Annotated in this window: 23 protein-coding genes; 13 read left to right on the top strand and 10 right to left on the bottom strand. The window is 56.2% G+C overall.

The features are described from left to right. Positions 1-15: 15 nt before the first annotated feature. Both RYZ18_RS11415 and RYZ18_RS11420 read right to left on the bottom strand, forming a co-directional pair. Positions 16-1,269, bottom strand: coding sequence for an NAD(P)/FAD-dependent oxidoreductase (locus tag RYZ18_RS11415; protein WP_317656939.1), 1,254 nt, complete (start codon positions 1,267-1,269; stop codon positions 16-18). Between the two features lie 4 nt (positions 1,270-1,273). After that, complete coding sequence (locus RYZ18_RS11420) at positions 1,274-1,561, bottom strand: YggT family protein (RefSeq protein WP_317657298.1); 288 nt, start codon at positions 1,559-1,561, stop codon at positions 1,274-1,276. Between the two features lie 183 nt (positions 1,562-1,744). Between RYZ18_RS11420 and RYZ18_RS11425 the strand changes: the two genes are divergently transcribed. Continuing rightward, entirely contained in the window at positions 1,745-3,091 is a 1,347-nt protein-coding gene (locus RYZ18_RS11425) for an MFS transporter (protein ID WP_317656941.1), read from the top strand. Between the two features lie 13 nt (positions 3,092-3,104). Further along, positions 3,105-4,019 carry a penicillin-insensitive murein endopeptidase gene (gene mepA / locus RYZ18_RS11430; RefSeq protein ID WP_317656942.1) on the top strand — a complete coding sequence of 305 codons (915 nt, stop codon included), beginning with the start codon at positions 3,105-3,107 and terminating at the stop codon, positions 4,017-4,019. 11 nt (positions 4,020-4,030) lie between these two features. On the opposite strand, the gene RYZ18_RS11435 is transcribed toward mepA, so the two are convergent. Then, positions 4,031-4,858, bottom strand: a complete 828-nt coding sequence (locus RYZ18_RS11435; RefSeq protein WP_317656943.1) for a TIGR00730 family Rossman fold protein — start codon at positions 4,856-4,858, stop codon at positions 4,031-4,033. A gap of 136 nt (positions 4,859-4,994) precedes the next feature. On the opposite strand from RYZ18_RS11435, the gene dapD reads away from it, so the two are divergent. Beyond that, complete coding sequence (gene dapD / locus RYZ18_RS11440; RefSeq protein ID WP_317656944.1) at positions 4,995-5,825, top strand: 2,3,4,5-tetrahydropyridine-2,6-dicarboxylate N-succinyltransferase; 831 nt, start codon at positions 4,995-4,997, stop codon at positions 5,823-5,825. A 245-nt stretch (positions 5,826-6,070) separates the two neighbouring features. Then, entirely contained in the window at positions 6,071-6,976 is a 906-nt protein-coding gene (locus RYZ18_RS11445; protein WP_317656945.1) for a LysR family transcriptional regulator, read from the top strand. 8 nt (positions 6,977-6,984) lie between these two features. Here RYZ18_RS11445 and RYZ18_RS11450 read toward each other — a convergent pair whose 3' ends face one another. Further along, positions 6,985-7,779: a GNAT family N-acetyltransferase gene (locus tag RYZ18_RS11450; RefSeq protein ID WP_317656947.1), complete on the bottom strand. Its 795-nt coding sequence runs from the start codon at positions 7,777-7,779 to the stop codon at positions 6,985-6,987. Beyond that, positions 7,736-8,464: a competence/damage-inducible protein A gene (locus RYZ18_RS11455; RefSeq protein ID WP_317656949.1), complete on the bottom strand. Its 729-nt coding sequence runs from the start codon at positions 8,462-8,464 to the stop codon at positions 7,736-7,738. Before RYZ18_RS11455 ends, RYZ18_RS11450 begins: the two co-directional genes overlap by 44 nt. A 127-nt stretch (positions 8,465-8,591) precedes the next feature. Here RYZ18_RS11455 and map point away from each other — a divergent pair, with 127 nt between their 5' ends. Together map and radC are read left to right on the top strand one after the other, a co-directional pair. Next, positions 8,592-9,419: a type I methionyl aminopeptidase gene (gene map, locus RYZ18_RS11460; RefSeq protein ID WP_317656950.1), complete on the top strand. Its 828-nt coding sequence runs from the start codon at positions 8,592-8,594 to the stop codon at positions 9,417-9,419. A gap of 43 nt (positions 9,420-9,462) precedes the next feature. After that, the gene (gene radC, locus RYZ18_RS11465) at positions 9,463-10,143 is read left to right on the top strand and encodes a RadC family protein (RefSeq protein WP_317656951.1); all 681 of its coding nucleotides are present in this window, start codon (positions 9,463-9,465) and stop codon (positions 10,141-10,143) included. Positions 10,144-10,145: 2 nt separating this feature from the next. Here the strand turns inward: radC and secA are convergent, their stop codons facing one another. After that, complete coding sequence (gene secA, locus RYZ18_RS11470) at positions 10,146-12,848, bottom strand: preprotein translocase subunit SecA (RefSeq protein ID WP_317656952.1); 2,703 nt, start codon at positions 12,846-12,848, stop codon at positions 10,146-10,148. A gap of 209 nt (positions 12,849-13,057) precedes the next feature. Here secA and RYZ18_RS11475 point away from each other — a divergent pair, with 209 nt between their 5' ends. Genes RYZ18_RS11475 through mutT form a run of 3 tightly spaced genes read left to right on the top strand, consistent with a single transcriptional unit; the run spans position 13,058 to position 15,565 of the window. Beyond that, positions 13,058-13,888, top strand: a complete 831-nt coding sequence (locus tag RYZ18_RS11475) for a peptidylprolyl isomerase (protein WP_317656954.1) — start codon at positions 13,058-13,060, stop codon at positions 13,886-13,888. 22 nt (positions 13,889-13,910) lie between these two features. Then, entirely contained in the window at positions 13,911-15,170 is a 1,260-nt protein-coding gene (gene argJ, locus RYZ18_RS11480; protein ID WP_317656956.1) for a bifunctional glutamate N-acetyltransferase/amino-acid acetyltransferase ArgJ, read from the top strand. Continuing rightward, positions 15,167-15,565 carry an 8-oxo-dGTP diphosphatase MutT gene (gene mutT, locus RYZ18_RS11485; RefSeq protein ID WP_317656958.1) on the top strand — a complete coding sequence of 133 codons (399 nt, stop codon included), beginning with the start codon at positions 15,167-15,169 and terminating at the stop codon, positions 15,563-15,565. Before argJ ends, mutT begins: the two co-directional genes overlap by 4 nt. Here the strand turns inward: mutT and hemH are convergent. Both hemH and RYZ18_RS11495 read right to left on the bottom strand, forming a co-directional pair. Then, positions 15,562-16,623, bottom strand: a complete 1,062-nt coding sequence (hemH, locus tag RYZ18_RS11490; protein WP_317657299.1) for a ferrochelatase — start codon at positions 16,621-16,623, stop codon at positions 15,562-15,564. The two genes, mutT and hemH, sit on opposite strands and share 4 nt — an antisense overlap. 66 nt (positions 16,624-16,689) lie before the next feature. After that, complete coding sequence (locus RYZ18_RS11495) at positions 16,690-17,538, bottom strand: methyltransferase domain-containing protein (protein ID WP_317656960.1); 849 nt, start codon at positions 17,536-17,538, stop codon at positions 16,690-16,692. A 44-nt stretch (positions 17,539-17,582) separates the two neighbouring features. Here RYZ18_RS11495 and RYZ18_RS11500 point away from each other — a divergent pair, with 44 nt between their 5' ends. The 3 genes from RYZ18_RS11500 to RYZ18_RS11510 all read left to right on the top strand — a co-directional run bounded on the left by RYZ18_RS11500 (position 17,583) and on the right by RYZ18_RS11510 (position 19,133). Next, on the top strand, positions 17,583-18,338 hold the full coding sequence (locus RYZ18_RS11500; RefSeq protein ID WP_317656962.1) for a ComF family protein: 756 nt from the start codon (positions 17,583-17,585) through the stop codon (positions 18,336-18,338). A gap of 18 nt (positions 18,339-18,356) precedes the next feature. Further along, positions 18,357-18,614 carry a glutaredoxin 3 gene (gene grxC / locus RYZ18_RS11505; RefSeq protein WP_317656964.1) on the top strand — a complete coding sequence of 86 codons (258 nt, stop codon included), beginning with the start codon at positions 18,357-18,359 and terminating at the stop codon, positions 18,612-18,614. A gap of 63 nt (positions 18,615-18,677) precedes the next feature. Continuing rightward, a complete protein-coding gene (locus RYZ18_RS11510) occupies positions 18,678-19,133 on the top strand; it encodes a MarR family winged helix-turn-helix transcriptional regulator (protein WP_317656966.1) in 456 nt (151 codons plus the stop codon). Here the strand turns inward: RYZ18_RS11510 and ubiG are convergent. Beyond that, entirely contained in the window at positions 19,130-19,873 is a 744-nt protein-coding gene (ubiG, locus tag RYZ18_RS11515; protein WP_317656968.1) for a bifunctional 2-polyprenyl-6-hydroxyphenol methylase/3-demethylubiquinol 3-O-methyltransferase UbiG, read from the bottom strand. The genes RYZ18_RS11510 and ubiG overlap by 4 nt on opposite strands. 70 nt (positions 19,874-19,943) lie before the next feature. On the opposite strand from ubiG, the gene pip reads away from it, so the two are divergent. Beyond that, on the top strand, positions 19,944-20,933 hold the full coding sequence (gene pip, locus RYZ18_RS11520) for a prolyl aminopeptidase (protein ID WP_317656971.1): 990 nt from the start codon (positions 19,944-19,946) through the stop codon (positions 20,931-20,933). On the opposite strand, the gene RYZ18_RS11525 is transcribed toward pip, so the two are convergent. Beyond that, on the bottom strand, positions 20,928-23,837 hold the full coding sequence (locus RYZ18_RS11525; protein WP_317656973.1) for an error-prone DNA polymerase: 2,910 nt from the start codon (positions 23,835-23,837) through the stop codon (positions 20,928-20,930). The two genes, pip and RYZ18_RS11525, sit on opposite strands and share 6 nt — an antisense overlap. Between the last annotated feature and the right edge of the window lie 15 nt (positions 23,838-23,852).

Below are 23,852 nucleotides of genomic sequence, written 5' to 3' on the forward strand. Positions count from 1 at the left end.
TTAATGGGCCATGAATCAAAGAAAAGAGCGTGCCGCCGATAATCCGCCAATCGCCAAATTGGGCTGCCGCCCCTCAAGGAGATCAGCCACAATCCGCCCCGTCACACCCGCCAAAGTGAGGCCCAAATGTTGGTGGCCAAAGGCGTGGATAATCTTTGAGGAGCTTGGGCTTGGCCCGATAACAGGCAAGGCATCAGGCAAGGTAGGCCTGCATCCCATCCATGTGGCATCAGGCGCGGGCAGATCGCCCCATAACTCGGCCCCTTTGCGCGCGATATAATCCAAACGGCGCGGGTTTTGTGGTGCGTTCAGGGCCGCAATCTCAACGGTTCCCGCCAAACGCAGACCTTGCGCCATAGGGGCGGTATAGAACCCACCCTCAACCCAACCCACGGGGCGCAAGGCATAATGGCCAAGATCTTTATATATCAGGTGATAGCCCCGTTCGGTTTGCAAGGGCAGATGCTCCGCACCGCCGCCTTTGATCTGCGCCGAATAGGCCCCTGCGGCCAGAACAACCCGCGCCGCGGTGACATCATCCTGCCCAAGGTGCACCCGCACCTGCGCGCCTTCATCGCTAAGTTCGGTCACCGCTTTGGCGATCGTCTGCCCACCCAATTCGGTAAATTTCTGATGCAATCTTTGCGTCAAAAGCAGCGGATCGCGGATATGGCGCGCGAGCGGATAATAGACCCCACGCGCGGGTTGAAAGGCCAAGGCAGGTTCCATCGCATGAGCTTCGGCCCCGCTTAATTCCTCAAAGGGAATGCCTTGGTCGCGGCGAAACTTGAGGCCCGCCCGATCTGCATCGGCAGCAGTCGCGCTGCGCCAGACTGTCAATTGCCCATTTGCAATAATCAAATCCTCTGCCGCGGCGGCCTCAATCAGAGGGTTCAACCCCGCATCGGCATGGGCCAACAGTGCCGCCAATTCCTGCGCAATCTGGCGGGATTTCGTAGCGCGACAATTGGCCAAGAATTTCATCATCCAGATCGGATGGCGCAGCGCATGACCCCAAGACAAAGCAAGCGGGCTGTCATTTGAAAACAGATAATAGGGCAGATTTGCAAAGACGGATGGGTCATTGACGGGCAGGCAGGCATAGGTGGCTAAAGTGCAGGCATTGCCCGAACTTGCCCCTGATCCAACGGGGGCAGGATCAATCAAGGCCACCGATTGCCCACGCATCTGCGCCCAAAGCGCGCTGGCCACGCCCACCACACCCGCGCCAACAATAACGGCGTCAAAATGGGACCGGGGCGTGGACATAGGCCTACATGAACATCATGGCATTGTTGCGCAGGATGATCTCAAGCGCGTAGATCCCCAAGATCACAATCAGCGGTGCCAAATCTAGCCCACCCATTTGGGGCAAAACACGGCGAATGGGGCCATAAATCGGCTCAAGGAGGTTCGAAAGACCTTGCCAAATTTGATAGACCAAAGGCTGCCTAATGTTCAGCACACCGAAATTGATCAGCCAGCTCATGATGATATGGGCGATGATGATATAGGTCGCCACATTGAGCAGCAGCATCAAGATCATGAAGAGCGAAGTCACGGCAAAGGCCCCTTCCATCGGAAATCCCAGTTCGAATGATCTAAGCCCTGTCCAACCTAAGCGCAAGGGATCGGGCATTTTTGCCGATTTTTAAGCTGCTTTTATACCATCCTTTCGGATTCCCTTTGCCAAATCGAGAAAGCCCTCCACAGTAACGATAACAGAACGGCCATGGCGGGCAGGATGATCGAAAGTAAGAAACGCATCTATGGATGGTGGGCGTTTGACTGGGCAAGTCAGCCCTATAACACGCTGCTTCTGACCTTCATTTTCGCGCCCTATATCGCGCAAGTCTTAGGTGATGGCACCCGCGCCCAAAGCCTTTGGGGCTATAGCATCGGGGCGGCAGGCCTATTGATTGCCATCGCTGCGCCTATATTGGGCAAAATCGCAGATCACACTGGGCGCAAATTGCCGTTCATTTGGGTATTTTCCGCCTTTTACGTCATCGGCGCATGGGGCTGTTGGTTTGCTGCACCCGATGGAATGCAAATCTGGGTGGTTTTGATCCTCTTTGCCCTCGGCCTTTTTGGGATGGAATGCGCCACGATTTTCACCAATGCGCTGATGCCTGACCTTGGCCCACGCGCGCAAATGGGGCGCATCTCTGGGACAGGATGGGCCCTTGGGTATCTGGGCGGATTGGTGGCGATGATCCTGATGCTCGGATTTTTCGCCGAAAACGCCGAAACGGGGCGCACGCTTTTTGGCCTATCACCCGCTTTTGGTCTGGACGCCGCCGCGCGCGAAGGGACACGCGCCGTGGGGCCCTTTACCGCGCTTTGGTATGTGATCTTTATGATCCCCTTCTTTCTTTGGGTGCGAGAACCGCACAAGCCCAAGCCGCACTCTGGCCCAAGCCTTGGTCAAACCATGCGCCAAGCACTGCCTGAGCTTGCACGCTCGCTGAAATCCTTGCGCCATCATCCAAGCCTGCTGCGCTATCTGCTCTCATCTATGTTCTACCGCGATGCTTTGAACGGTCTTTATGCCTTTGGCGGCATTTATGCGGCGGGTGTCTTGGGTTGGTCGATCACAGATATCGGAATTTTCGGGATTCTTGCCATCATCTCGGGGGCCGTTGCGGCATGGATTGGCGGCAAATGGGATGATCGTTTCGGGCCATACCAGATCATTTGGTGGTCAGTTCTGTGCCTAACTGGTCTATCCCTTCTCATCCCCTTTATCGGGCGCGATAGCCTATTTGGTCTTGCGCTTGCCGAAGGCTCAAACCTGCCAAGCCTAATGTTCTACCTGATCGGCATCGGCATTGGCGCGGCAGGCGGTATCGTGCAAAGCGCATCCCGCCATATGATGCTGCGCCAAGCGGATCCTGCCGCAATAACCGAACATTTTGGCCTTTATGCCCTCGCAGGAAAGGCCACAGCTTTCCTCGCCCCATTTCTCATTGCGGTGATGACCTCCCTCACCAACAGTCAAAATTGGGGTGTAACGCCGCTGATTATGCTATTCTTACTGGGGTTATGGCTGTTGCGCGGGGTGAATGCCGATCCGCGGCAGCACGAATAGGGGAAATCAGGCCATGCGCAAATATATCGCCTCTATCGGTTTGTGTCTCATCGCGGTTACGGCCTGCGCCCCAAGCGCACCGCCTGTGGCCAATGATCTGCCGCAGGTGACACTCTCAAGTGCTGATCTGAGCCGCGAAGCACGGCTTGTCTTTGGCAATCTGCCAACGCCCACCACAACAGCCGCAAATGTGTTCGGCGCCTATGCAGGCGGATGCGTGGCAGGGGCCGTGCAACTGGCCGAAACAGGGCCGACATGGCAGGCAATGCGACTGTCGCGCAATCGCAACTGGGCCCACCCTGACACAGTCGCGTTCGTCCAAGACCTAAGCGCAAGAATGGCGGCTGCAACCTCTTGGAGCGGTCTATATATTGGCGATATGAGCCAGCCACGCGGCGGGCCTATGCTGTCAGGCCATGCCAGCCATCAATCGGGGCTTGATGCGGATATCTGGCTCTTGCCCGCGCGCAATCTGAACCTATCGCGAGCCGCGCGTGAAAACCTGTCCTCTATTTCGATGCAGGCGCAACGCGGCGCAGCCGTGAATGAAAATTGGACGGAGGAACACGCCACGCTGATCCGCCTTGCCGCCAGTGATCCGCGCGTGTCGCGCATTTTCGTCTTTCCAGCCGCAAAGGTCTGGATGTGCGAAAATGAGACAGGGGATCGCAGCTATCTGCGGAAAATCCGGCCGTGGTTTGGCCATCACTACCATATCCATGTGCGCCTAAACTGCCCGCGTGGCGCAAGCGATTGTGAGGCGCAAGATGTGCCGCCTGTGGGGGATGGCTGCGAAGATGCGCAGGCTTGGGTCAACAATATTTTGAACCCGCCGCCCCCTGACCCCGATGCGCCTGATCCCGAACCACGCCGCGCCCTGCGGCTTGGTGATTTGCCTGCACAATGTCAGGCAATCAGTCAGTTGTAGCGCCCGAAACCTTAACGGCCTGGAATGCCGCCGCGCCGTCCTGATAGGGGCCATGTGTCGATGACGTCTAGCGCCTCTTCCGCGGTTTCCACGAAACGGAAGAGGTCGAGATCCTCAGGTGAAATCGTGCCGATCTCGACCAGCATGTCCCAATCGACAAGGCGCGTCCAATAATCTCGGCCAAACAGAAGCACGGGCACCTGCTCCATTCGCCCTGTTTGGATCAAGGTCAGGCTTTCGAACAGCTCATCCATCGTGCCAAAACCGCCTGGAAAAATCGCAAGCGCACGCGCGCGCAGCAGGAAATGCATTTTGCGAATGGCGAAATAGTGAAAATTAAAGCTCAACTCAGGTGTGACATAAGCATTGGGGGCCTGCTCGTGGGGCAGCACGATATTAAGCCCAACGGAAACACCGCCCGCCTCATGCGCGCCGCGATTGCCTGCCTCCATCACGCCCGGGCCACCGCCCGTGACAATGACATTCTCACCGCGCGCACCGCGCTGGGTGATTTGATAGGCAAAACGGCGGGCCTCCTCGTAATAACGGGCCATTGCGGCAATCGCGGGGGGTTTGCCGTCTGTGGCGTCAGGCGCAGGAATGCGCGCACCGCCAAACAGAACAATGGTTGACCGAATGCCTTCTGCATCCATCCCCATTTCGGTCTTCAAAAGCTCAAGCTGAAGGCGCACAGGGCGCAGCGCGTCCTGACACAGAAAATCAGGGTCTGCGAAGGCAAGCCTATAGGCGGGACTTTGGGTTTGCGGCGTGTCTGGCGTGCGGTCGGCTTCGCGCAAATCCAAACCTGCATCCCGCATCAGATGTTTCTTGCTGCTCATCGCTTGTCTCCCCCTGTTCTGGCCATATTTAACTCATACCAATATTCGCACCATGCGGCCAGAGGGCGGCGCGTTGCGCAAAGCCCCCCTTGGCGCTATAGCGCCTGTCAAACAGCCCGAGCTAAGGATAAAGCCTATGACCGATATTCAGAAACTGGAAACGGCGATTGAAGCCGCGTGGGACGCGCGCGACAGCATCACGCCTGCAACCACTGGCGAAACCCGTGATGCGATTGAAGAAACCCTCAGCGCCCTCGACCAAGGCAGCTTGCGCATTGCAGAGCGCGGCGGTGATGGCACATGGCATGTCAATCAATGGGCAAAGAAAGCCGTTCTTTTGGGCTTCCGTCTGAAGGATATGGAAATGCAATCGGGCAGTCCTCAAGGCGGCAGTTGGTGGGATAAGGTCGACAGCAAGTGGAAGGACTGGTCAGACAACGATTGGAAATCCGCAGGCTTCCGTGCAGTTCCAAATTGTGTTGTGCGCCGGTCTGCCTATATCGCGCCTGGCGTTGTTCTGATGCCGTCCTTCGTAAACCTTGGCGCCTATGTCGACAGCGGCACAATGGTTGATACATGGGCCACGGTCGGGTCTTGTGCGCAGATCGGCAAGAATGTCCATCTGTCGGGCGGCGTGGGTATTGGCGGCGTTTTGGAGCCAATGCAGGCAGGCCCCACCATCATCGAAGATAACTGCTTTATCGGCGCGCGCTCCGAGGTGGTCGAGGGCGTGATCGTGCGTGAAGGCTCGGTTCTAGGGATGGGCGTCTTCATCGGCCAATCCACCAAGATCGTGGATCGCGAAACAGGCGAGGTCTTTTACGGCGAGGTTCCACCTTATTCGGTGGTTGTTGCAGGCTCTATGCCCTCAAAGAACGGGATCAACCTCTACTGTGCTGTCATCGTAAAACGCGTTGATGAGAAAACCCGCTCTAAAACGGGTATCAACGAGCTGCTGCGGGACTAAATCGCGAAGCAGGTATCACATTCAAAACGGGTCGCAGGCGCGGCCCGTTTTTTTGCGGCAACTGTTAACGATGCGGCAACAAAATCGGCAGGATTACGGCAAATCACGGAAATTACGCCCAAATTTGCCTTTTTGCCCTCAACACTCCCTCATAATTCCCGCCTTTAGTCCGTTCTTTTCCCCAATAGCGCCCCATTTGGAAACGATGCTGCGAGGGAAGTCGAACAATGCCCAAAGGACGAAAGATGGACAGATTGACCGAAATGGAAGCCTTCGCCATGGTTGTGAACCAAGGTGGCTTCACCGATGCGGCGCGCAAGATGGGTATCTCGAAATCCGCCGTGTCCAAGCATATTTCATCGCTCGAAACCCGTTTGGGTGCGCGGCTATTAAATCGCACCACCCGCCGCGTCAGCCCGACCGAGATCGGTCTGGCCTATTATGATCGCGCCTGTCGCGTTCTCAATGATGCGGGCGATGCTGATGCGATGGTCTCCTCTATGCAGTCTGCACCATCGGGGCTGTTACGCGTGACCGTCCCCACTGATTTTGGGTCTGGTCATCTCTCGCCCCTCATTGGCGGTTTCCTCAAAGCCTATCCGCAAGTGTCCGTCAGCATGGTTTTGGAAAATCGTCATGTAGAACTGATTTCTGAGGGGTTTGATGTTGCTATCCGCATGGGTGAGATGGAGGACAGCACACTCAAAGCCCGCCGTATCTGTGACACCACAATGCGCATGATCGGATCCCCTGCCTATTTCGCGTCACATGGTCATCCCGAACGGATTGAAGACCTCAATGAACATCGCTTGCTGCACTTCTCGAATGAAGCGCAGGGAAATGTTTGGAAACTCTTGGCCCCATCAGGGGAGCGGCGTTTTGTGCGCTCCACAGGCGCATTGACCGTCAATGACGGGCAAGCCTTGTTGAAAGCGGCAATCGGCGGTTTTGGTATCGCCTTTTTGCCAAGCTTCCTCTTTGGCGAGGCGCTACGGGCAGGCGAAGTGGAAGAAGCGATGCCACATCTGCCGATGGAAATACAAAGCCTGCACGCAGTTTACCCACCTGGGCGCTATACACAGCCCAAATTGCGCGCCTTCATTGATTTTCTGGTTGATCAGTTCAAAGACAAAGGCCCAATGGATTGGTGATCAATCTCTCAGGCATCTTCGGGGTGGATTTGATAGTGATAAGCACTGACCACCTCGAAGCCCATGGATTGATAAAGCCCATTTGCCGCTTGATTGGCCTTGGTCGTCACAAGTGTTAACCAATTCGCCCCTTCCGCCTGTGCCCAATGCGCCATGTGCCACATAACACGCCGCCCCACGCCCTGACGGCGGGCCGATTGGGCGGTTTCGACCGCGTGCACCATGGCGATATCTCCATCGCAGGCGATAAAGCCAGTCGCGGCAATGCGATCCTGCTGCCGCGCAAAAACTGTGGTTTTCGGAGCGCACGCCCGCGCCATGACCTCTAGGCGCGCGGGCCCTATCCCGCCATCAGCCCAAATTGCCGCTTGCGCGGCCAAGGGCGGCCAAAGGGCAAAGCACTCAGACAGCGCAGGCAGATCCCGCCCGCGCAGATCCATCGCGTAAAACCATACAGGATCTTTGATCTGATAGCCGCGTGCCCCAAGGGCGGCATCCAAAGCGGATTGGCTTTCGCGAATAATAAACAAGCGCGGCTGTCCCATAGCCTGCATGCGGGCCTCGGCCTTGTTGAGCGTTGCCTCATCGGGCGTATCTTGGCCGTCCCAACTGGCCGCAGATACGCGACTGCCGCCGCCTGCCCCCTCACGAAAGGTCAAAAGCCCATCAGTTTGGTAAGTTCTGGCGGGCCAAGTGGCATCTAACGCCATAAACAAACGGCCCTCATCAGGCAGCATGTCGGAACAGGCCGCGCCCATATCAAACGCCCTGCGGAAAAGCGCGCGCCATTTCTGCAATGGCACGTTGAAGCATCCCCTCATCGGCACTGCGCAGCACGATATTTGCCCCATACACCCCGTTCAATTGATAGGGGTAAGAGCCGATTGAAACATCGGGAAATTGGGCAGCAATTTCGCCCAAAGGCCCCGCAATATCACCTTCGCCCATCTCTAGGCGGATGCTGTGGCTGATCAAGGGCGCGCCACCTGTCAAGCGCGGCATGACCGAAGCCACCATCGCCTGAAAGACCGAAGGCACCCCCGCCATCACATAGACATTTTCGATCTGAAACCCGGGTGCGGTGGAGACGGGATTATCGATCAAAGCCGCGCCATCGGGAATGCGCGCCATGCGCAGGCGGGCTTCGTTCAACTCTTGCCCGCGGGCATCATAATGGGCTTGCAACAACGCCCGCGCATCCGCCCGAACATCAATATGCACGCCAAAAGCCGCCGCAACCGCGTCAGCGGTGATATCGTCATGCGTTGGCCCAATACCGCCCGAAGTAAACACATGATCATAAGACCCGCGCAGCGCATTGAGGGCCTCTACAATACCCGCATGATCATCAGAGACGATGCGCACCTCTTTCAGCGCAATCCCTTTTGCGGTCAATTCATTGGCCAAATGGTGCATATTCGCATCGCGTGTGCGTCCTGATAGGATTTCATCCCCGATCACCAACATCGCTGCGGTTGGTTGTGCCATTTTGAGAACCCCCCACTTGTCATGCACCCTGCCTGCGGTATAGGCCAAGCCCTGTCATGCCGCAACGCGTCATCGCGTGGCGGGGTTGGCTAGAATTCAAGCGCCAAAAACCGTAATCTGGTGCGAGATGACAGGAGCAGATGTTTTGGACGATTTCAAAGGCCGCGTGACCAAAGACGGAATTCGCATTCACGATGATGCAGGCTTTGCTGGGATGCATGCAGCGGGCGCACTGGCCGCGCGCATTCTGGACGACATCGCGCCCATGGTAGAGCCAGGTGTCACGACCGAAGCTTTAGATCAAGCGATTGAGGATATGGTCAATGCGGCGGGCGCGAAATCAGCAACCATCGGATATCGTGGGTATAAACATGCAAGCTGCATCTCGGTGAACCATGTGGTCTGCCACGGCATCCCTAGCCCCAAAACCCTTAAGGATGGGGATATCCTGAATATTGATGTAACCGTTATCGTGGATGGGTGGTTTGGCGACACAAGCCGCATGTATGTGGCCGGCAATCTGAACCGCAAAGCAGAACGCCTGATCCAAGTGACCCATGACGCCCTATTCAAAGGGATTGAGATCGTGCGTCCTGGGGCCACGTTCGGGGATATTGGCCATGCGATTCAAACCTATGTCGAAGCCAATCGCATGAGCGTGGTGCGTGATTTCTGCGGTCATGGGTTGGGTCAGGTCTTTCACGCACCGCCAAATGTTCTTCATTATGGCCGCGCGGGCACAGGCCCCGTCTTGGAAGAGGGGATGTTCTTCACCATTGAGCCCATGGTGAACCTTGGCCGTCCCGAAACCAAAGTTTTGGCAGATGAATGGACAGCCGTGACACGGGATAAATCCCTCTCCGCACAGTTTGAACATTCGATTGGGGTGACAGCGGACGGGTTTGAAATTTTCACCCTGTCACCCTCTGGGAAATTCCACCCCACTTGGGGGTGATCTGCTTAATTGCTGATTAACCATTCTGATGGATGGTGCGGGCATGACAAAGCCCGAGTTGACCCTTGCCCATAGCCGCACCGCGCCCCTGCCGAAATTGCGCAGGGTTGCGGTTGATGCCGCACAGCATGATCTTCTCGCGCGGCTATTGGCGGCGGCGGCGCCAAACGCACCCTCTGCGCGGATAGCGGCCACGCTGTTACGACAACATGGCAGCCTTGCGCGCGTTCTTTGCGCCAGTGACCAACGCCTAAAATCCGTCAGCCATATGACCGAAGACACGATTGCCCATTTACGCCTAACGCAGGCTGTGGCGGAAACGATTACCCGCAAACAGCTTGATGACCGCCCGATCTTAGGCTCATGGCAAACGGTGATGGAGTATTGCCGCGCAACCATGGCGCACCGTGATGTTGAGGAGGTGCGGGTTTTCTACCTTGACCGCAAAAACCACCTGATCGCAGACGAACAGCACAGCCGCGGCACCGTGGATCACGCGCCCTTCTATCCCCGCGAAGTTATCAAGCGCGCGCTTGAGATGAGCGCCTCGGCACTGGTTGTGGTTCACAATCATCCGTCAGGCGACCCGACCCCAAGCACAGGCGATATTGCCCTGACCCGACAGTTGGGTGAGGCAAGCAAAATGATGGGTCTGACCCTGCATGATCACATCATCATCACGCCAAGCGGCGAGGTCAGCTTTCGCGCGGAGGGTCTGATTTAAAATCAGGCCAAACGCCCGTGACAATGCTTGAACTTCTTTCCCGATCCACAGGGGCAGGCATCATTGCGGCCAAGATTGCCCCATGTTTCTGGGCGCGTCTCATCAAAGCCTGTATCATCACCGCTTGCTTTTGCTTCAGCCTCATCCGCGGCTTTCAAGGCGGCTTGCTGCTGCGCTGCGGCCTGTGCCTGCAATTGACGGATCAATTCTGCCTGCTGCTCGGGGCTGAGCGGTTGGATGCGGCCAAGTTTCTGCGTCACTTCCTGACGAAGCCCATCCAACAGGCCCTCGAACAATTGAAACGCCTCGGATTTATATTCGTTCAAAGGATCACGCTGCGCATAACCACGGAATGCCACGACTGAACGCAAATGTTCCAATTTCAATAGGTGATCGCGCCATTTCTGATCGATTGTCTGCAACAATACCTGTTTTTCAATATTGCGCATCTGCTCGGCACCAAAGGCAGTGGCTTTGTCGTTCATGAATTTATCGGCGGCTTCCTCAAGCCGTTCAATCACCACGTCCTGATCTACGCCGTCTTCTTCAGCCCATGCGGGGATCGGAAGATCGAGTGACAATGTCTCGCGGCAGGCCTGTGCCATCGCCTCAACATCCCACTGATCTGCATAGGATCGCGGTGGCATATAAGTGTCGACCATATCGGCGATCACCTCATAGCGCATATCCTTGACGATATCCTCGATATCATCGGAGGCCATGATATCCATACGCTGGCCAAAGATGACTTTGCGCTGTTCATTCATCACATCATCGAATTTCAGCAACTGCTTGCGGATGTCGAAGTTGCGCCCTTCAACCTTGGCCTGCGCGCGCTCCAAGGATTTGTTGACCCAAGGATGCACAATTGCCTCACCCTCGGCCAGACCGAGCGTGGTCAACATCTTTTCAAGACGTTCTGACCCAAAAATCCGCATCAGATCATCTTCGAGCGATAGGTAAAACGCTGAACGACCCGGATCGCCCTGACGGCCCGAACGACCGCGCAACTGGTTGTCGATACGGCGGCTTTCATGCCGCTCGGTTGCCAAAACATACAGACCACCTGCGGCCTTCACGGCCTCTTCATCGGCTTTGTGGGTTTCTTCAATTTCAGCGCGCAGTTTTTCAGGGTCAGCATCAGGATTCGCGGCGATGGCATCCATCACCTTCAACTCGACATTGCCGCCCAGTTTAATGTCAGTTCCGCGCCCCGCCATATTGGTCGCAATAGTGATCGCGCCCAATTTGCCCGCATCTGCCACAATCTGCGCTTCCTGCTCATGCTGACGCGCGTTCAAAACATTATGCGGCAACTTTGCCTTGGTCAAAAGGCCGCTCAGCATCTCGGATTTCTCAATCGAGGTTGTGCCGACCAAAACAGGTTGGCCCTTTTCATGCGCTTCGCGGATCGACTCTACGATGGCGTTATATTTCTCGGCGGCGGTGCGATAGACCTGATCATGGTCATCAATCCGCGCCACAGGGCGATTGGTTGGAACCTCAACAACGCCAAGTTTGTAAATTTCAAAAAATTCTTCGGCCTCAGTCGCCGCTGTGCCCGTCATACCACCCAATTTTTTGTAGAGGCGGAAGTAATTTTGGAATGTCACCGAAGCCAAGGTCACATTCTCAGGTTGGATCGCAACGCCTTCCTTGGCTTCGATGGCCTGATGCAGACCATCAGACAGGCGCCGACCTGGCATCATACGACCCGTGAATTCATCGACCAAGACCACCTCATCGCCGCGCAACAGATAATCGCGATCTTTGAGATACACCTTATGCGCCCGCAGCGCGCAGGTCGCGTGATGCACAAGCGATGTGCTTTCAGGGTCATAGAGGCTTTGCCCCTCAGGCAAGAGGCCCGCTTCGGCAAGGCGCTGCTCAAGAAAGTCATTGCCTTCCTCGGTCAAGGTCGCGTTTCGCGTTTTCTCGTCCAGCGTATAGTGCTCTTCGGTCAGCTCAGGGATCACTTTGTCAATCGCCACATAAAGATCGGAACGATCTTGAGATGGGCCAGAAATGATCAAGGGCGTGCGCGCCTCATCGATGAGGATCGAGTCGACCTCGTCCACAATCGCGAAATTGTGACCGCGTTGCGCCATCTCAGGCAGCGATCCGCGCATATTGTCCCGCAAATAATCGAACCCAAGCTCGTTATTGGTCGCATAGGTGATGTCGGCGGCATAGGCCTCGCGCTTTTCGGCTTCGGGCTGGCGCGGATAAACCACGCCCGTTGTCATGCCAAGCGCGGCGAAAACCTTGCTCATCCATTCCGCGTCTCGCCGTGCAAGGTAATCGTTCACAGTGACAACATGCACACCCTCGCCGCTCAAAGCGTTGAGATAGGCGGGAAAGGTCGCAACCAAAGTTTTCCCTTCGCCTGTCTTCATCTCGGCAATATTCCCTTGGTGCAGGAAAATGCCGCCCATCAACTGCACATCAAAGGCGCGCAAACCCAAAGCGCGCTTGGCGGCTTCGCGGCAATTGGCAAAGGCCTCGGGCAATAGCGCATCAAGGCTCTCACCATTGGCGTGGCGCTGGCGAAGTTCTTCGGTCTTTGCGATCAGCCCTGCATCATCGAGGGCGACAAACTCAGGCTCAAGTGCGTTGATCTTTGCAATAAGCGGCCTTTGAGCCTTGACCAATCGATCATTTGAACTGCCAAAAATCTTCTTTGCGATAGATCCAAGCCCAAGCATGCAAAACGCCTTATGTCAGAATTGATCCACGCTGTGGCAGACCCAATAGAATGTGATCTCCGCTCGGGTTGTTTGCATCCGCGCGGCGGTCTAGAAGACCCATCAAGGAAGCTGTGCCAACGTCCCCAACCGCAATGGGACATAAGCGCCCGCTTTTGGCCTGTCAACGTGGGCGCGAAGGATTACGCCCGTAATAAAAGGACTGTTCTATGAAACGCCTGCTTGTCTCCGCCGCAATTTCCCTCTCCCTCGCAGCCCCAGTGGCGGCGCAAGACGCCAGCACGGTCTTGGCAACGGTCAACGGCACCGACATCACTTTGGGTCATTTGATTGCAATGCGCGCGATGCTGCCCGCGCAATATCAAGAATTGCCAGACGAGGTTCTTTATAATGGAATGTTGGATCAGCTGATCCAACAGGAGGTGGTCGCAGACTCGCTGCGCGGCTCGGAAGACGCGCGCACAAAACTGACCATGGAAAACGAAGATCGTGCGTTTTTGGCCAGTGTCGCCATTGATGCGATTGCCTTTGACACAATCGCAGATGCGGATGTCCAAGCCCTCTATGACGCAAATTTCGCGGATGCAGGCGGTGATCTGGAATGGAATGCAAGCCATATTCTGGTCGCAACCGAAGAAGAGGCGCAAAACCTGATTGACCAATTAAATGATGGCGCTGATTTCGTTGCTTTGGCGCAAGAATTCTCAACAGGCCCCTCTGGCCCAAATGGCGGCGCTTTGGGGTGGTTCGGCACTGGTATGATGGTGCCAGAATTTGAAACTGCCGTAGCAGACCTAGAGGCCGGGGAAATTTCCGCGCCTGTCCAAACCCAATTTGGTTGGCACGTTGTGAAATTGAACGAGTCGCGCATCAGTGCGCCCCCCGCGCCAGAAGATGTGCGCGCCGATCTTGAGGAAGAATTGCGCCGTCAGCGCGTTGACGCCTATCTTGCGGAATTGACCGAAGCGGCAGAGATCACGCGGCCAGAGGTTGAGATTGACATGAGCCTCATCCGCAACATTGATCTTTTGACACAGTAACCCCTCTTACATAGGCCCGATCATGGCAAAAGCCCCGCTTCCTGTCTCCCCCCTCGCCCCAAAAGGTGGGTTTCCTGAATTGCCCCGCATTGATGGGGTGCGCTTTGCCAGTGGCGCGGCGGGGGTGCGGTATCAAAACCGCACCGATGTCATGTTGGTCGAGATTTGTGCAGGGGCGTCAGTGGCAGGTGTCTTTACCAGATCCTCCACGCGCTCCGCACCTGTCCTTGATTGTGAGCGCAAGTTGGCCGCTTTGGGGGAAAGCAGCGATCAAGGCTTTGGAATTGTAGTAAATTCTGGAAATTCCAATGCCTTTACAGGCCGCGCAGGCGATCAAACGGTCGAGGCGGTAACCGCCGAAGCGGGCCGTGTTTTGGGTATTCCTGCCGCTCATGTGTTCAGCGCGTCAACGGGGGTGATTGGCGAGCCCTTCGCCCCCGAAAAAATTACGCATATCTTGGCGGAATTGGCGGGCAAACTGGATGCTGACGGGGCAGATGGTGCGGCGCGAGCGATTATGACCACCGACACTTTCCCCAAAGGCGCGACAGAAACCCTGACCCTCTCGGGCCATGAGGTGAAAATCGCGGGCTTTGCCAAAGGCTCGGGCATGATCGCGCCAGATATGGCCACAATGTTGGCCTATGTCTTTACCGATGCCGCAATTTCGCGTGCCGCGCTGCAATCCATGTTATCGCAAGCCACCAAACGCAGCTTTAACGCGGTGACAGTGGACAGCGACACCTCAACCTCGGACAGTTTGATGGTGGCCGCGACAGGCAAGGCAGGTAATCCCCAGATTGCCGATTTGGACAGCACAGATGCAAAGGCGTTTTATGCGGCCCTTGAGGCGGTTCTCAAAGACCTTGCCTTGCAATTGGTGCGCGATGGGGAAGGCGCAACCAAACTGATTGAAGTGCAGGTCACCGGCGCGGCAAATGACGCGGATGCAGATCGCGTTGCCCGCGCGATTGCCAACAGCCCACTCGTGAAAACCGCGGCGGCGGGCGAGGACCCAAATTGGGGCCGTGTTGTCATGGCGGTCGGGAAATCTGGCGCAGTCGCGGATCGTGACCGCCTGACCATCAAGTTCGGTGATATTTTGGTGGCCGAAAATGGCTGGGTCAGCCCCGATTACCGCGAAGAACAAGGGGCCGCCTATATGAAACAGCAGGAATTGCGGATCGCCGTGGATATGGGCCTTGGCATGGGGGCGGCGACAGTTTGGACCTGTGACCTGACCCATGGCTATATCAGCATCAATGCGGATTATCGCTCATGAAAACGGTGCTTGTCTCTGCAGCGGCGTTGATTGATGGCGAGGGTCGTGTGCTTTTGGCGCAACGGCCTGAGGGGAAATCCATGGCCGGTCTTTGGGAGTTTCCGGGCGGTAAGGTCGAAGAGGGCGAAACGCCCGAGGCCGCCTTGATCCGAGAATTGCACGAGGAATTGGGCATTGAAACGTGGCAAAGCTGCCTTGCGCCATTATGCTTTGCCAGCCACAGCTATGAGAAATTCCATCTGCTTATGCCGCTTTTTGCCTGCCGCAAATGGGGCGGTATCCCGCAATCGCGCGAAGGGCAGGCGCTGAAATGGGTCCGCGCAAAAGATTTGCGCGACTACCCGATGCCACCTGCAGATATCCCTTTGATTCCGATCCTGCGCGACTGGCTTTAGCCGCCAATCCACCCTTTGAGGTGATCCTGCGCGACAGCAACCAATGCCTTGATATGCGCATCATCATCGTTGAGGCAGGGGATGTAGGTAAACTGCTCGCCGCCCGCCTCTTCAAAGCTTTCGTGGATTTCTTCGTTGATCTCTTCCAAAGTCTCGATGCAATCGGCCGAGAATGCAGGGGCAATCACCGCAATCTTTTTCTTGCCCGCCTCGGCCAATCGCGCCACTTCTTCGACTGTGTAGGGCTTGAGCCACTCTTCGGGGCCAAAACGGCTTTGGAACGTCGTGACAATCTCACCGTCAGACCAACCCAAACGCTCTTTCAGCAGGCGTGAGGTTTTTTGGCACTGGCAATGATAGGGATCGCCCTCCATCAAATACCGCTTGGGAACGCCGTGATAGGAGGCCACCAAGACATCAGGTCGGTCTTCAATCTTTGCATAGGCCCGCTCAACCGACTGCGCCAAAGCCTCAATATAGAGCGGATGCTCGTAATAGGCCTCGACTGTGCGCACGGTCGGTTGCCATTTGATATCCGTGAGTGCCCGAAAGAATTGGTCGCATGCTGTGGCCGAAGTCGCGCCCGCATATTGAGGATAAAGGGGGAAAAACAAGATTTTCGTGCAACCTTTTGCAACCAGCTCATCCACTTTGGACTTGGTCGATGGGTTGCCATACCGCATGCAGAAATCCACCTCGACCTGATCGCCATAAAGCGCCGCCATTTCAGACTTAATCTTTGCGGTCTGATCTTTGGTAATGGTCATCAGCGGGCTTTCGCCCTGCTCTTCATTCCAAATAGATTTATAAGCCGCCCCCGAAGAAAACGGACGCTTGGTCAAAATCACCAATTGCAAAAGTGGTTGCCAAATCCACGGGCTGTAATCAATCACGCGGCGATCTGAGAGGAATTCGTTCAAATAGCGGCGCATTGACCAGTAATCATAATGATCTGGCGTGCCCAAATTTGCCAAAAGCACACCAATCTTGCCGAACTTCACCTTTGGGTGATCAGCGGGTGCATGGGGCAGAGCAGCTTCGGTCGCGTTTTGCATCATATTCATCTTTTATCGCACTTCTTTCTTCAGCCTGACTAACCCAGACAACAAAAAACGGCCACCCTTTTACGACCCGTTTTCCACGGGTCGGGCGGTTTCATCAAATTCGGTCACGCCAAGCGCGTCTGCCAATCTCGCCTGCGCCGATCCAGGTCGAAGCGGCTTTTGTTGACTGGCATCTGGTTTCCATCCTGAAAGGAATACGATCTCAACAGTGGATCGGATGCGATTTTCTTCGAACGGATAAGTTTTTTTATAAATCTCATCGGCGCGCGTGAATAAATCACGCGGGGGGGCGGCGCGGTGACGCGCGTCAAGCACATTGGTTTCCCCCATATCGCGCAAATCGCCAATCAGATGAAAAATATCCCGATAACTGATGGTTTTGCGCAATGTATCGGCCACAGGCAGGGCGAACCCCGCACGCCCTAAGAGCCCGCCCATATCACGCAAATCCCCCATCGGGGCCACGCGCGGCGACAAGCCGCCCATTACAGCAATTTCGGCTTGGCGCAGAACATCTCGCAATTCGGTCAGACTTTCGCCGCCAAAAAACACCCCGAGAAACAGCCCATCAGGTTTCAGCGCACGGGCCGCTTGCACAAGTTGCCCCACGGGATCATCGGCCCAATGCAACGCCATCGCGTGGATCACCAGATCATGGGCCCCTTCGGTCAAGCCCAAGTCATCTTGGGGCAGAACGCGGGGGGCATCGGGCATAAAATCTGCCCAATACTCCACAAAAGGCGCGATCAAAACGGGCGCGGTAAAGCGCCTGTTAACGTCTGCCAGTCTTTCTTCAAGCTCAAGCTTGACCTCGTCATGCAAAAACCCAGCCCGATCCAATCGCGCACGCGCGCGGGCACGGGCCAAGGCCTGCGGGTCGGTCAACTTTGGCGGAAGGGGTTCAGTCACGACTATGGTCTCAGGCTTTTTGAAAACTTAGAGGGGTTATGTAAGTGTTCGCGTCCCGTTTGCAAATCCTTGATCGGGCCAAAACATGGGCCTTTCCGCCTGATTGCCTGCGCTGCGGTGACAGGGTTGAAATCCCTTATGGTCTTTGTGGCCCCTGTTGGGCGGAGGCTCAATTTATTGGCAAATCCTGCTGTCACGCCTGCGGCGATGAATTGATTGGCGAGGAGGCTGCGCCGAGTGATCTTTGTGATGCATGTCTCATGCGCCCGCCGCCATGGGATGCAGGCCGCGCCGTGCTGCGATATGAGGGGACAGGACGCGCGCTTGTGCTTGCCCTCAAACATGGCGACCGCGCCGATATTTGCCGTGCGGCCAGCTCTTGGATGGCGGAAAAGGCGCAAGAGTGGCTTGGTCAAAACCCGCTTCTGGTTCCCATCCCCCTACACCCGTTGCGTTTGCTGCAGCGGCGGTTCAATCAATCCGCTCTCCTCGCGCATCATATCTGCAGAACGCCCCAGTTCCGTGAACACGCAATCACCTGCCTGCCTGATGCGTTATATCGTCTGCGCAGAACGGCCTCCCAAGATGGGCTGGGCGCGGAAGCCCGTTTTGCCAATTTAGACGAGGCGCTGGCCCTAACCCCGCGCCATTGTGAAAGGCTGCGGGGACGGGCGATCATTTTGATTGATGATGTGATGACCTCAGGCGCGACCCTTTGGTCTGCAACCCACGCCTTGCGCTTGGGCGGCGCAGGGCCGATATATGTGCTGGTGATGGCCCGCGCTACAAAAGCAGCGTAGCAGATAGGAGACAGGCAGATGGCACAGATTGAAATCTACACAAGCCCACTTTGCGGCTATTGTCACGCTGCCAAACGCCTTTTGGCAAGCAAGGATGTCAGCTTTGTCGAGACTGATGTCAGCCGTGACCCAAAACTGCGCCAAGATATGATGGCACGCGCCCATGGTCGGCACACTGTGCCGCAGATTTTTATCAATGACCAACATATAGGCGGTTACGATGATCTTGCGGCACTTGAGCGTCAGGGCAAGCTTGATCCGTTGCTTTCTGCGTAAATTTCTAGTGTTTTTAACGATTTCCCTTGCGCCGAAAGGCTGGCATAGGGTCTAGTCCGCGCCATGAGTGACACCAGTGATCCCCTCTCTATCGCGCTGTTCAGCGAATTGTTCATGGCTGATCAATTGGCCCGAAACCGCCTGTCCAAAGCGCTGCCAAAAGGTATGGAACTGAGCCATTTTTCTGTGCTGAACCACTTGGCCCGCGCCAATGAGGAACGCACACCTGCACAGCTTGCGCGGCTGTTTCACGTCACCCGTGGTGCCATGACCAACACGCTGAACCGCTTGGAATGGGCGGGACATATCCATATCCGTCCCGATTGGGACGATGCCCGCCGTAAATTTGTGACCATCAGCCCCGCGGGGCGTTCCGCGCGCGATGCAGCGCTACAGGCGATTGCACCGATTTTGTCGGATACGATCGAAGCCATCGGTGCGGCCAAAGTTCGCGCAGCCCTGCCTGTTTTGCGCGAGATGCGGGTGCGCCTTGAAGATGATGCCGACCTGCGCGGTTAGGGGCGAATGGATGCGGTGACGTAATTCACCGACAAATCGCGATCCGAGATCGACCAACCCCAAGAAATCGGATTGAACACATAGCCCTTGCGATCCACGGGCCTCAGCCCTGCAATCTCGATCATTTTGAATAACTCATCGGGCGTGATGAATTTTGACCATTCATGCGTGCCTTTTGGCAGCCAACGCATGATATATTCCGCGCCCACAATCGCCATGGCAAAGCTTTTGGGATTGCGGTTGATGGTTGAGCACAGCATCAGCCCGCCTGATTTCAGCAAATCATGGCAAGCAGTCAAATAGGCCTGCGGATCGGCCACATGTTCAACCACTTCCATATTGAGGACGACATCGAATTGCTCGCCTGCTGCGGCAAGGGCCTCAGCGCTTGTGTGGCGATAATCAATCGTCAGGCCTGATTGCTCGGCATGAACCCGTGCCACAGGAATGTTGCGCTCAGCCGCATCTGCGCCCACCACATCAGCGCCAAGCCGTGCCATGGGTTCAGATAGAAGCCCACCCCCACAGCCAATATCCAAGAGACGCAGCCCCTCAAAGGGTCGCTCAGCCGTTAGATCCCGCCCGAATTCGGCCGCGATCTGGCGCGTGATATAGTCAAGCCGCACAGGGTTCATCATGTGCAACGGTCGGAATTTCCCGTTTGGATCCCACCATTCGGCGGCCATCGCCTCGAATTTTGCGATTTCCGCAGGGTCAATTGTGCCAGTCTTGTCCGTCATTCTATGCTCAAAGCCTTGCCAAGGGGTTTGGGACTGTTAGGTTGGGTCTTACGTCCTATATAGGAAGCTTATGGATAAGTTCACGGGCCAAAAGCGCGCAGTGCAGCATCTCTTTCCGCCGATCGACCCGTTCGATCAGCGAATGTTGGATGTTGGCGAAGGTCACCAGATTTATATGGAGCAATGCGGAAACCCAAACGGCCCTGCCGTTGTGGTGCTGCATGGTGGCCCTGGCGGCGGGTGTAGCCCTGCCATGCGGCGCTATTTTGACCCTTCGGTCTGGCGAATTATCCTGTTTGATCAGCGCGGCTGTGGCCGCTCGCGGCCCCATGCGGCTATCCGAGGCAACAGCACATGGCATCTGGTCGAAGATATTGAGCGCATCCGCAATACGCTTGGCATTGAAAAATGGGCCGTATTTGGCGGCTCTTGGGGTGCGACCCTTGCCTTGATCTATGCGCAAACCCATCCGCAATCCGTGGCCTATTTGGCCTTGCGCGGTGTATTTTTGTCGATGCAACGCGAGTTGGATTGGTTTTATGGCGGCGGTGCGGGTCAATTCTGGCCAGAACAATGGCAGCGCTTTGTCTCGCTGATCCCCGAAGATGAGCGCGGCGATTTAATTGCCGCCTATAACCGCCGCCTTTTCTCAGGCGATATGATGGTGGAAACCCGTTATGCGCGGGCTTGGGCCGCATGGGAAAACGCATTGGCGTCTATCGAAAGCGATGGCCAAGGGGGCGATTGCCCCGCCGACTACGCCCGCGCCTTCGCGCGGCTTGAGAACCATTATTTCGTCAATCGCGGCTTTCTCGAAGAAGACGGGCAGATTTTAAAGAATATGCATCGCATCGCCCATATTCACGGCGTGATCGTGCAGGGGCGGTATGACATGATTTGTCCACCCCAATCCGCCTATAGCCTTTCCGCGCGTTGGCCTTCGGGTCGTTTGCAGATGGTCAAGGCTGCAGGCCATGCCCTGTCTGAGCCTGGTATCAGCCAAGAATTGGTGCGGGTGATGAAATCTGTGGGCGAACACGCCACAAAATTTGGCCTATAAGCGCGCCACCCAATTTGGGCTCAGTTTTCCACGCAAAAACGCAACGGGGTGACGTTTCAACGTCAACCGCAGGCTCGCATAATCTTCGATCACGGCTTCACCTTCGGTCATCTGTGGCAAATTTGGCGCGGCCTCGTTATGCGCCTCGCCCTCAAGATCACGGGCAAAAAGCGGCAAATCTTGTGCAGGGCCAAGCCCGCGCAATTCCCAAAGTGCCGCGCGGCGATCAAACCCAAGCGCGGCAAAAGCATCTGCCTCGGCCAAGGCCCGCAAAGGTTTTTGCGACAGACCCGCACGACGCCATAAATCACGCGGGCTCAGATAGCCGTTGCCACGCGCAGCAATGACCCAATGCGCGTCCTCCTCGGACAGGCTTCTGATCTGCCGCAGCCCCAATCTTAGTGCCAACGCGCCTGTCCCATCTGGTTCGAGCGTGTGATCCCATGCGCTGAGATTGACACAGACAGGTCGCACCTCCACCCCATGCGCCTGTGCATCACGCACAATCTGTGCAGGGGAATAGAACCCCATCGGTTGGCTGTTTAGCAAAGCGCAGGCAAAAACGGCAGGGTAATGGCATTTGATCCATGCGCTGGCATAAACCAAAAGCGCGAAACTTGCGGCATGGCTTTCAGGGAAACCATAGGCGCCGAACCCTTCGATCTGCGCAAAACAGCGCGCAGCGAAATCGGGGTCATATCCGTTATTCTGCATGCCTCGCAAAAACCGCGCCCGAAATTCCGAGACATGACCCTTTTTCTTGAACGTGGCCAAGGCACGGCGCAGCGCATCGGCCTCGGTCGGGGTGAAACTGGCCCCGACAATTGCGATTTGCATTGCCTGTTCTTGAAACAAGGGCACGCCCAAGGTCTTGCGCAGCACAGCGCCCAACGCATCAGAGGGAAACTCCACCGCCTCCTCCCCGTTGCGGCGGCGAATGAAGGGATGCACCATATCGCCCTGAATAGGCCCAGGTCGGATGATCGCCACTTGGATCACCAGATCATAGAAAGAACGTGGGCGCATACGCGGCAAAAAATTCATCTGCGCGCGCGATTCCACCTGAAACACACCCAGACTGTCTGCTTTGCACAGCATATCATAGACGCGGCCATCCTCGGCGGGCAGGGTGGCCAGATCAAAATCCCGCCCATAGTGACCCCGCAAAAGATCAAAGGATTTGCGCAAACAACTGAGCATTCCCAAGGCCAAAACATCGACCTTCAAAATGCCCAAGGCGTCAATATCATCCTTATCCCATGCGATGATGGTGCGATCCTCCATCGTGGCATTTTCTATGGGCACAAGCGCATCAAGCCGCCCTTCGGTAATCACAAAGCCCCCCACATGCTGGCTGAGATGGCGGGGGAAGCCGATAATCTGACCCACCAAATCCATCACCAAGCGCAAATGCGGGTTATCAGGATCAAGACCGATTTCGCGCAGTCGGGCATCCTGCAATTCACCTGACCCCCATGATCCCCAAATCTGGCTTGAAAGCGCGGATAGGATATCTTCGCTCAAACCCATTGCGCGGCCAACTTCACGAATGGCACGCTTGCCGCGATAATGGATCACTGTGGCGCAAATCCCTGCGCGGTGACGACCATAGCGGGCGTAAATCCATTGGATCACCTCCTCGCGGCGTTCATGCTCGAAATCAACATCAATATCGGGTGGCTCATCACGAGCCTCCGAGACAAATCGCTCGAACACCATCGTGCCAATTTCAGGAGATACAGAGGTCACGCCCAAAGCATAACACGTGATGGAATTGGCCGCAGACCCACGCCCTTGGCACAAAATCCCACGCCCGCGCGCGAAAGCGACAATATCATGCACTGTCAAAAAATAGGGCGCATAACCAAGCTTATCGATCAGCGCCAATTCATGGGTCATGAGGGTCTGCGCACGCTCAGGGATGCCCCTTGGGTAGCGCCATGCAAGCCCCTTCCACGCCAATCGTTCAAGGCGGGACTGTGGGGTTTCGCCATCAGAAATCTCGGATGGGTATTCATAGCGCAATTGATCCAGTTGAAACTGGCAGCGCCGCGCGATCAAGCGCGTTGCCGCAAGAGCGCGGGGATAATCGTGAAACAAGCGGCGCATCTGCGACAAGCTGCGCAACCGCTGTTCGGCATTGACCTGCGCATGACGTCCGAGATCAACCAAACGAATGCCTTTCCGAATGGCGCTAAGGACATCCACCAAACGGCGGCGGCGGGCGTGATGCATCATCGGCGCACCAGAGGCCACAAGCGGCAGGGATAGCGCCTCTGCCCGCCGTGCAATCGCGGCAAAACGTAATGCATCCTGCCCGTCATAATAGGGGGTAAGGGCAAGCCAAATATGCCCCGCGAACCGCGCCGCCAATTGGGGCAGCGCATTATGCCAAGCCCCTGCATGATGCGGTGGGAAATGGGCGTTTCGATCACTGAGCACAACCAATTCCAGCCCTGCCGCATGCGACAGCAAATCCTCGAGAGCAAGCAAGCACTGCCCTTTTTCTGCGCGCAACTGACCTTTGGACAGAATACGGCACAGATTTCCCCAACCTTCCCGCGTGCGGGCGAGGGCAACAATCTCTAGCCCATCAGGGAAAACCAATCGCGCGGCAGGCAAAAGCCGCGGACAGGTGAAAATTGGTGCGCGCGGGGCGGGGGGAATATGGGCGGGGCGCGGTGGCCCGTGCAAATCAGCATCCGCCGCGCGCCGCGCCGCAATCTCACGCGCGATACGGCGCAATTCGCTATGCGCCCGCACGATGCCCGAAACCGAATTCACATCGGCAATCGCCAAAGCATGAAGCCCCAAATCCGCCGCGCGCACAGCATATTCTTCAGGATGCGATCCACCCTGAAGAAAAGAAAAATTTGACAATGCGGCAAGCTCTGCGAATCCCATACCGCAAAGATATTC

Origin of the sequence: Roseovarius sp. 10, assembly GCF_033100315.1 — a bacterium.
Classification (GTDB): domain Bacteria; phylum Pseudomonadota; class Alphaproteobacteria; order Rhodobacterales; family Rhodobacteraceae; genus M30B80.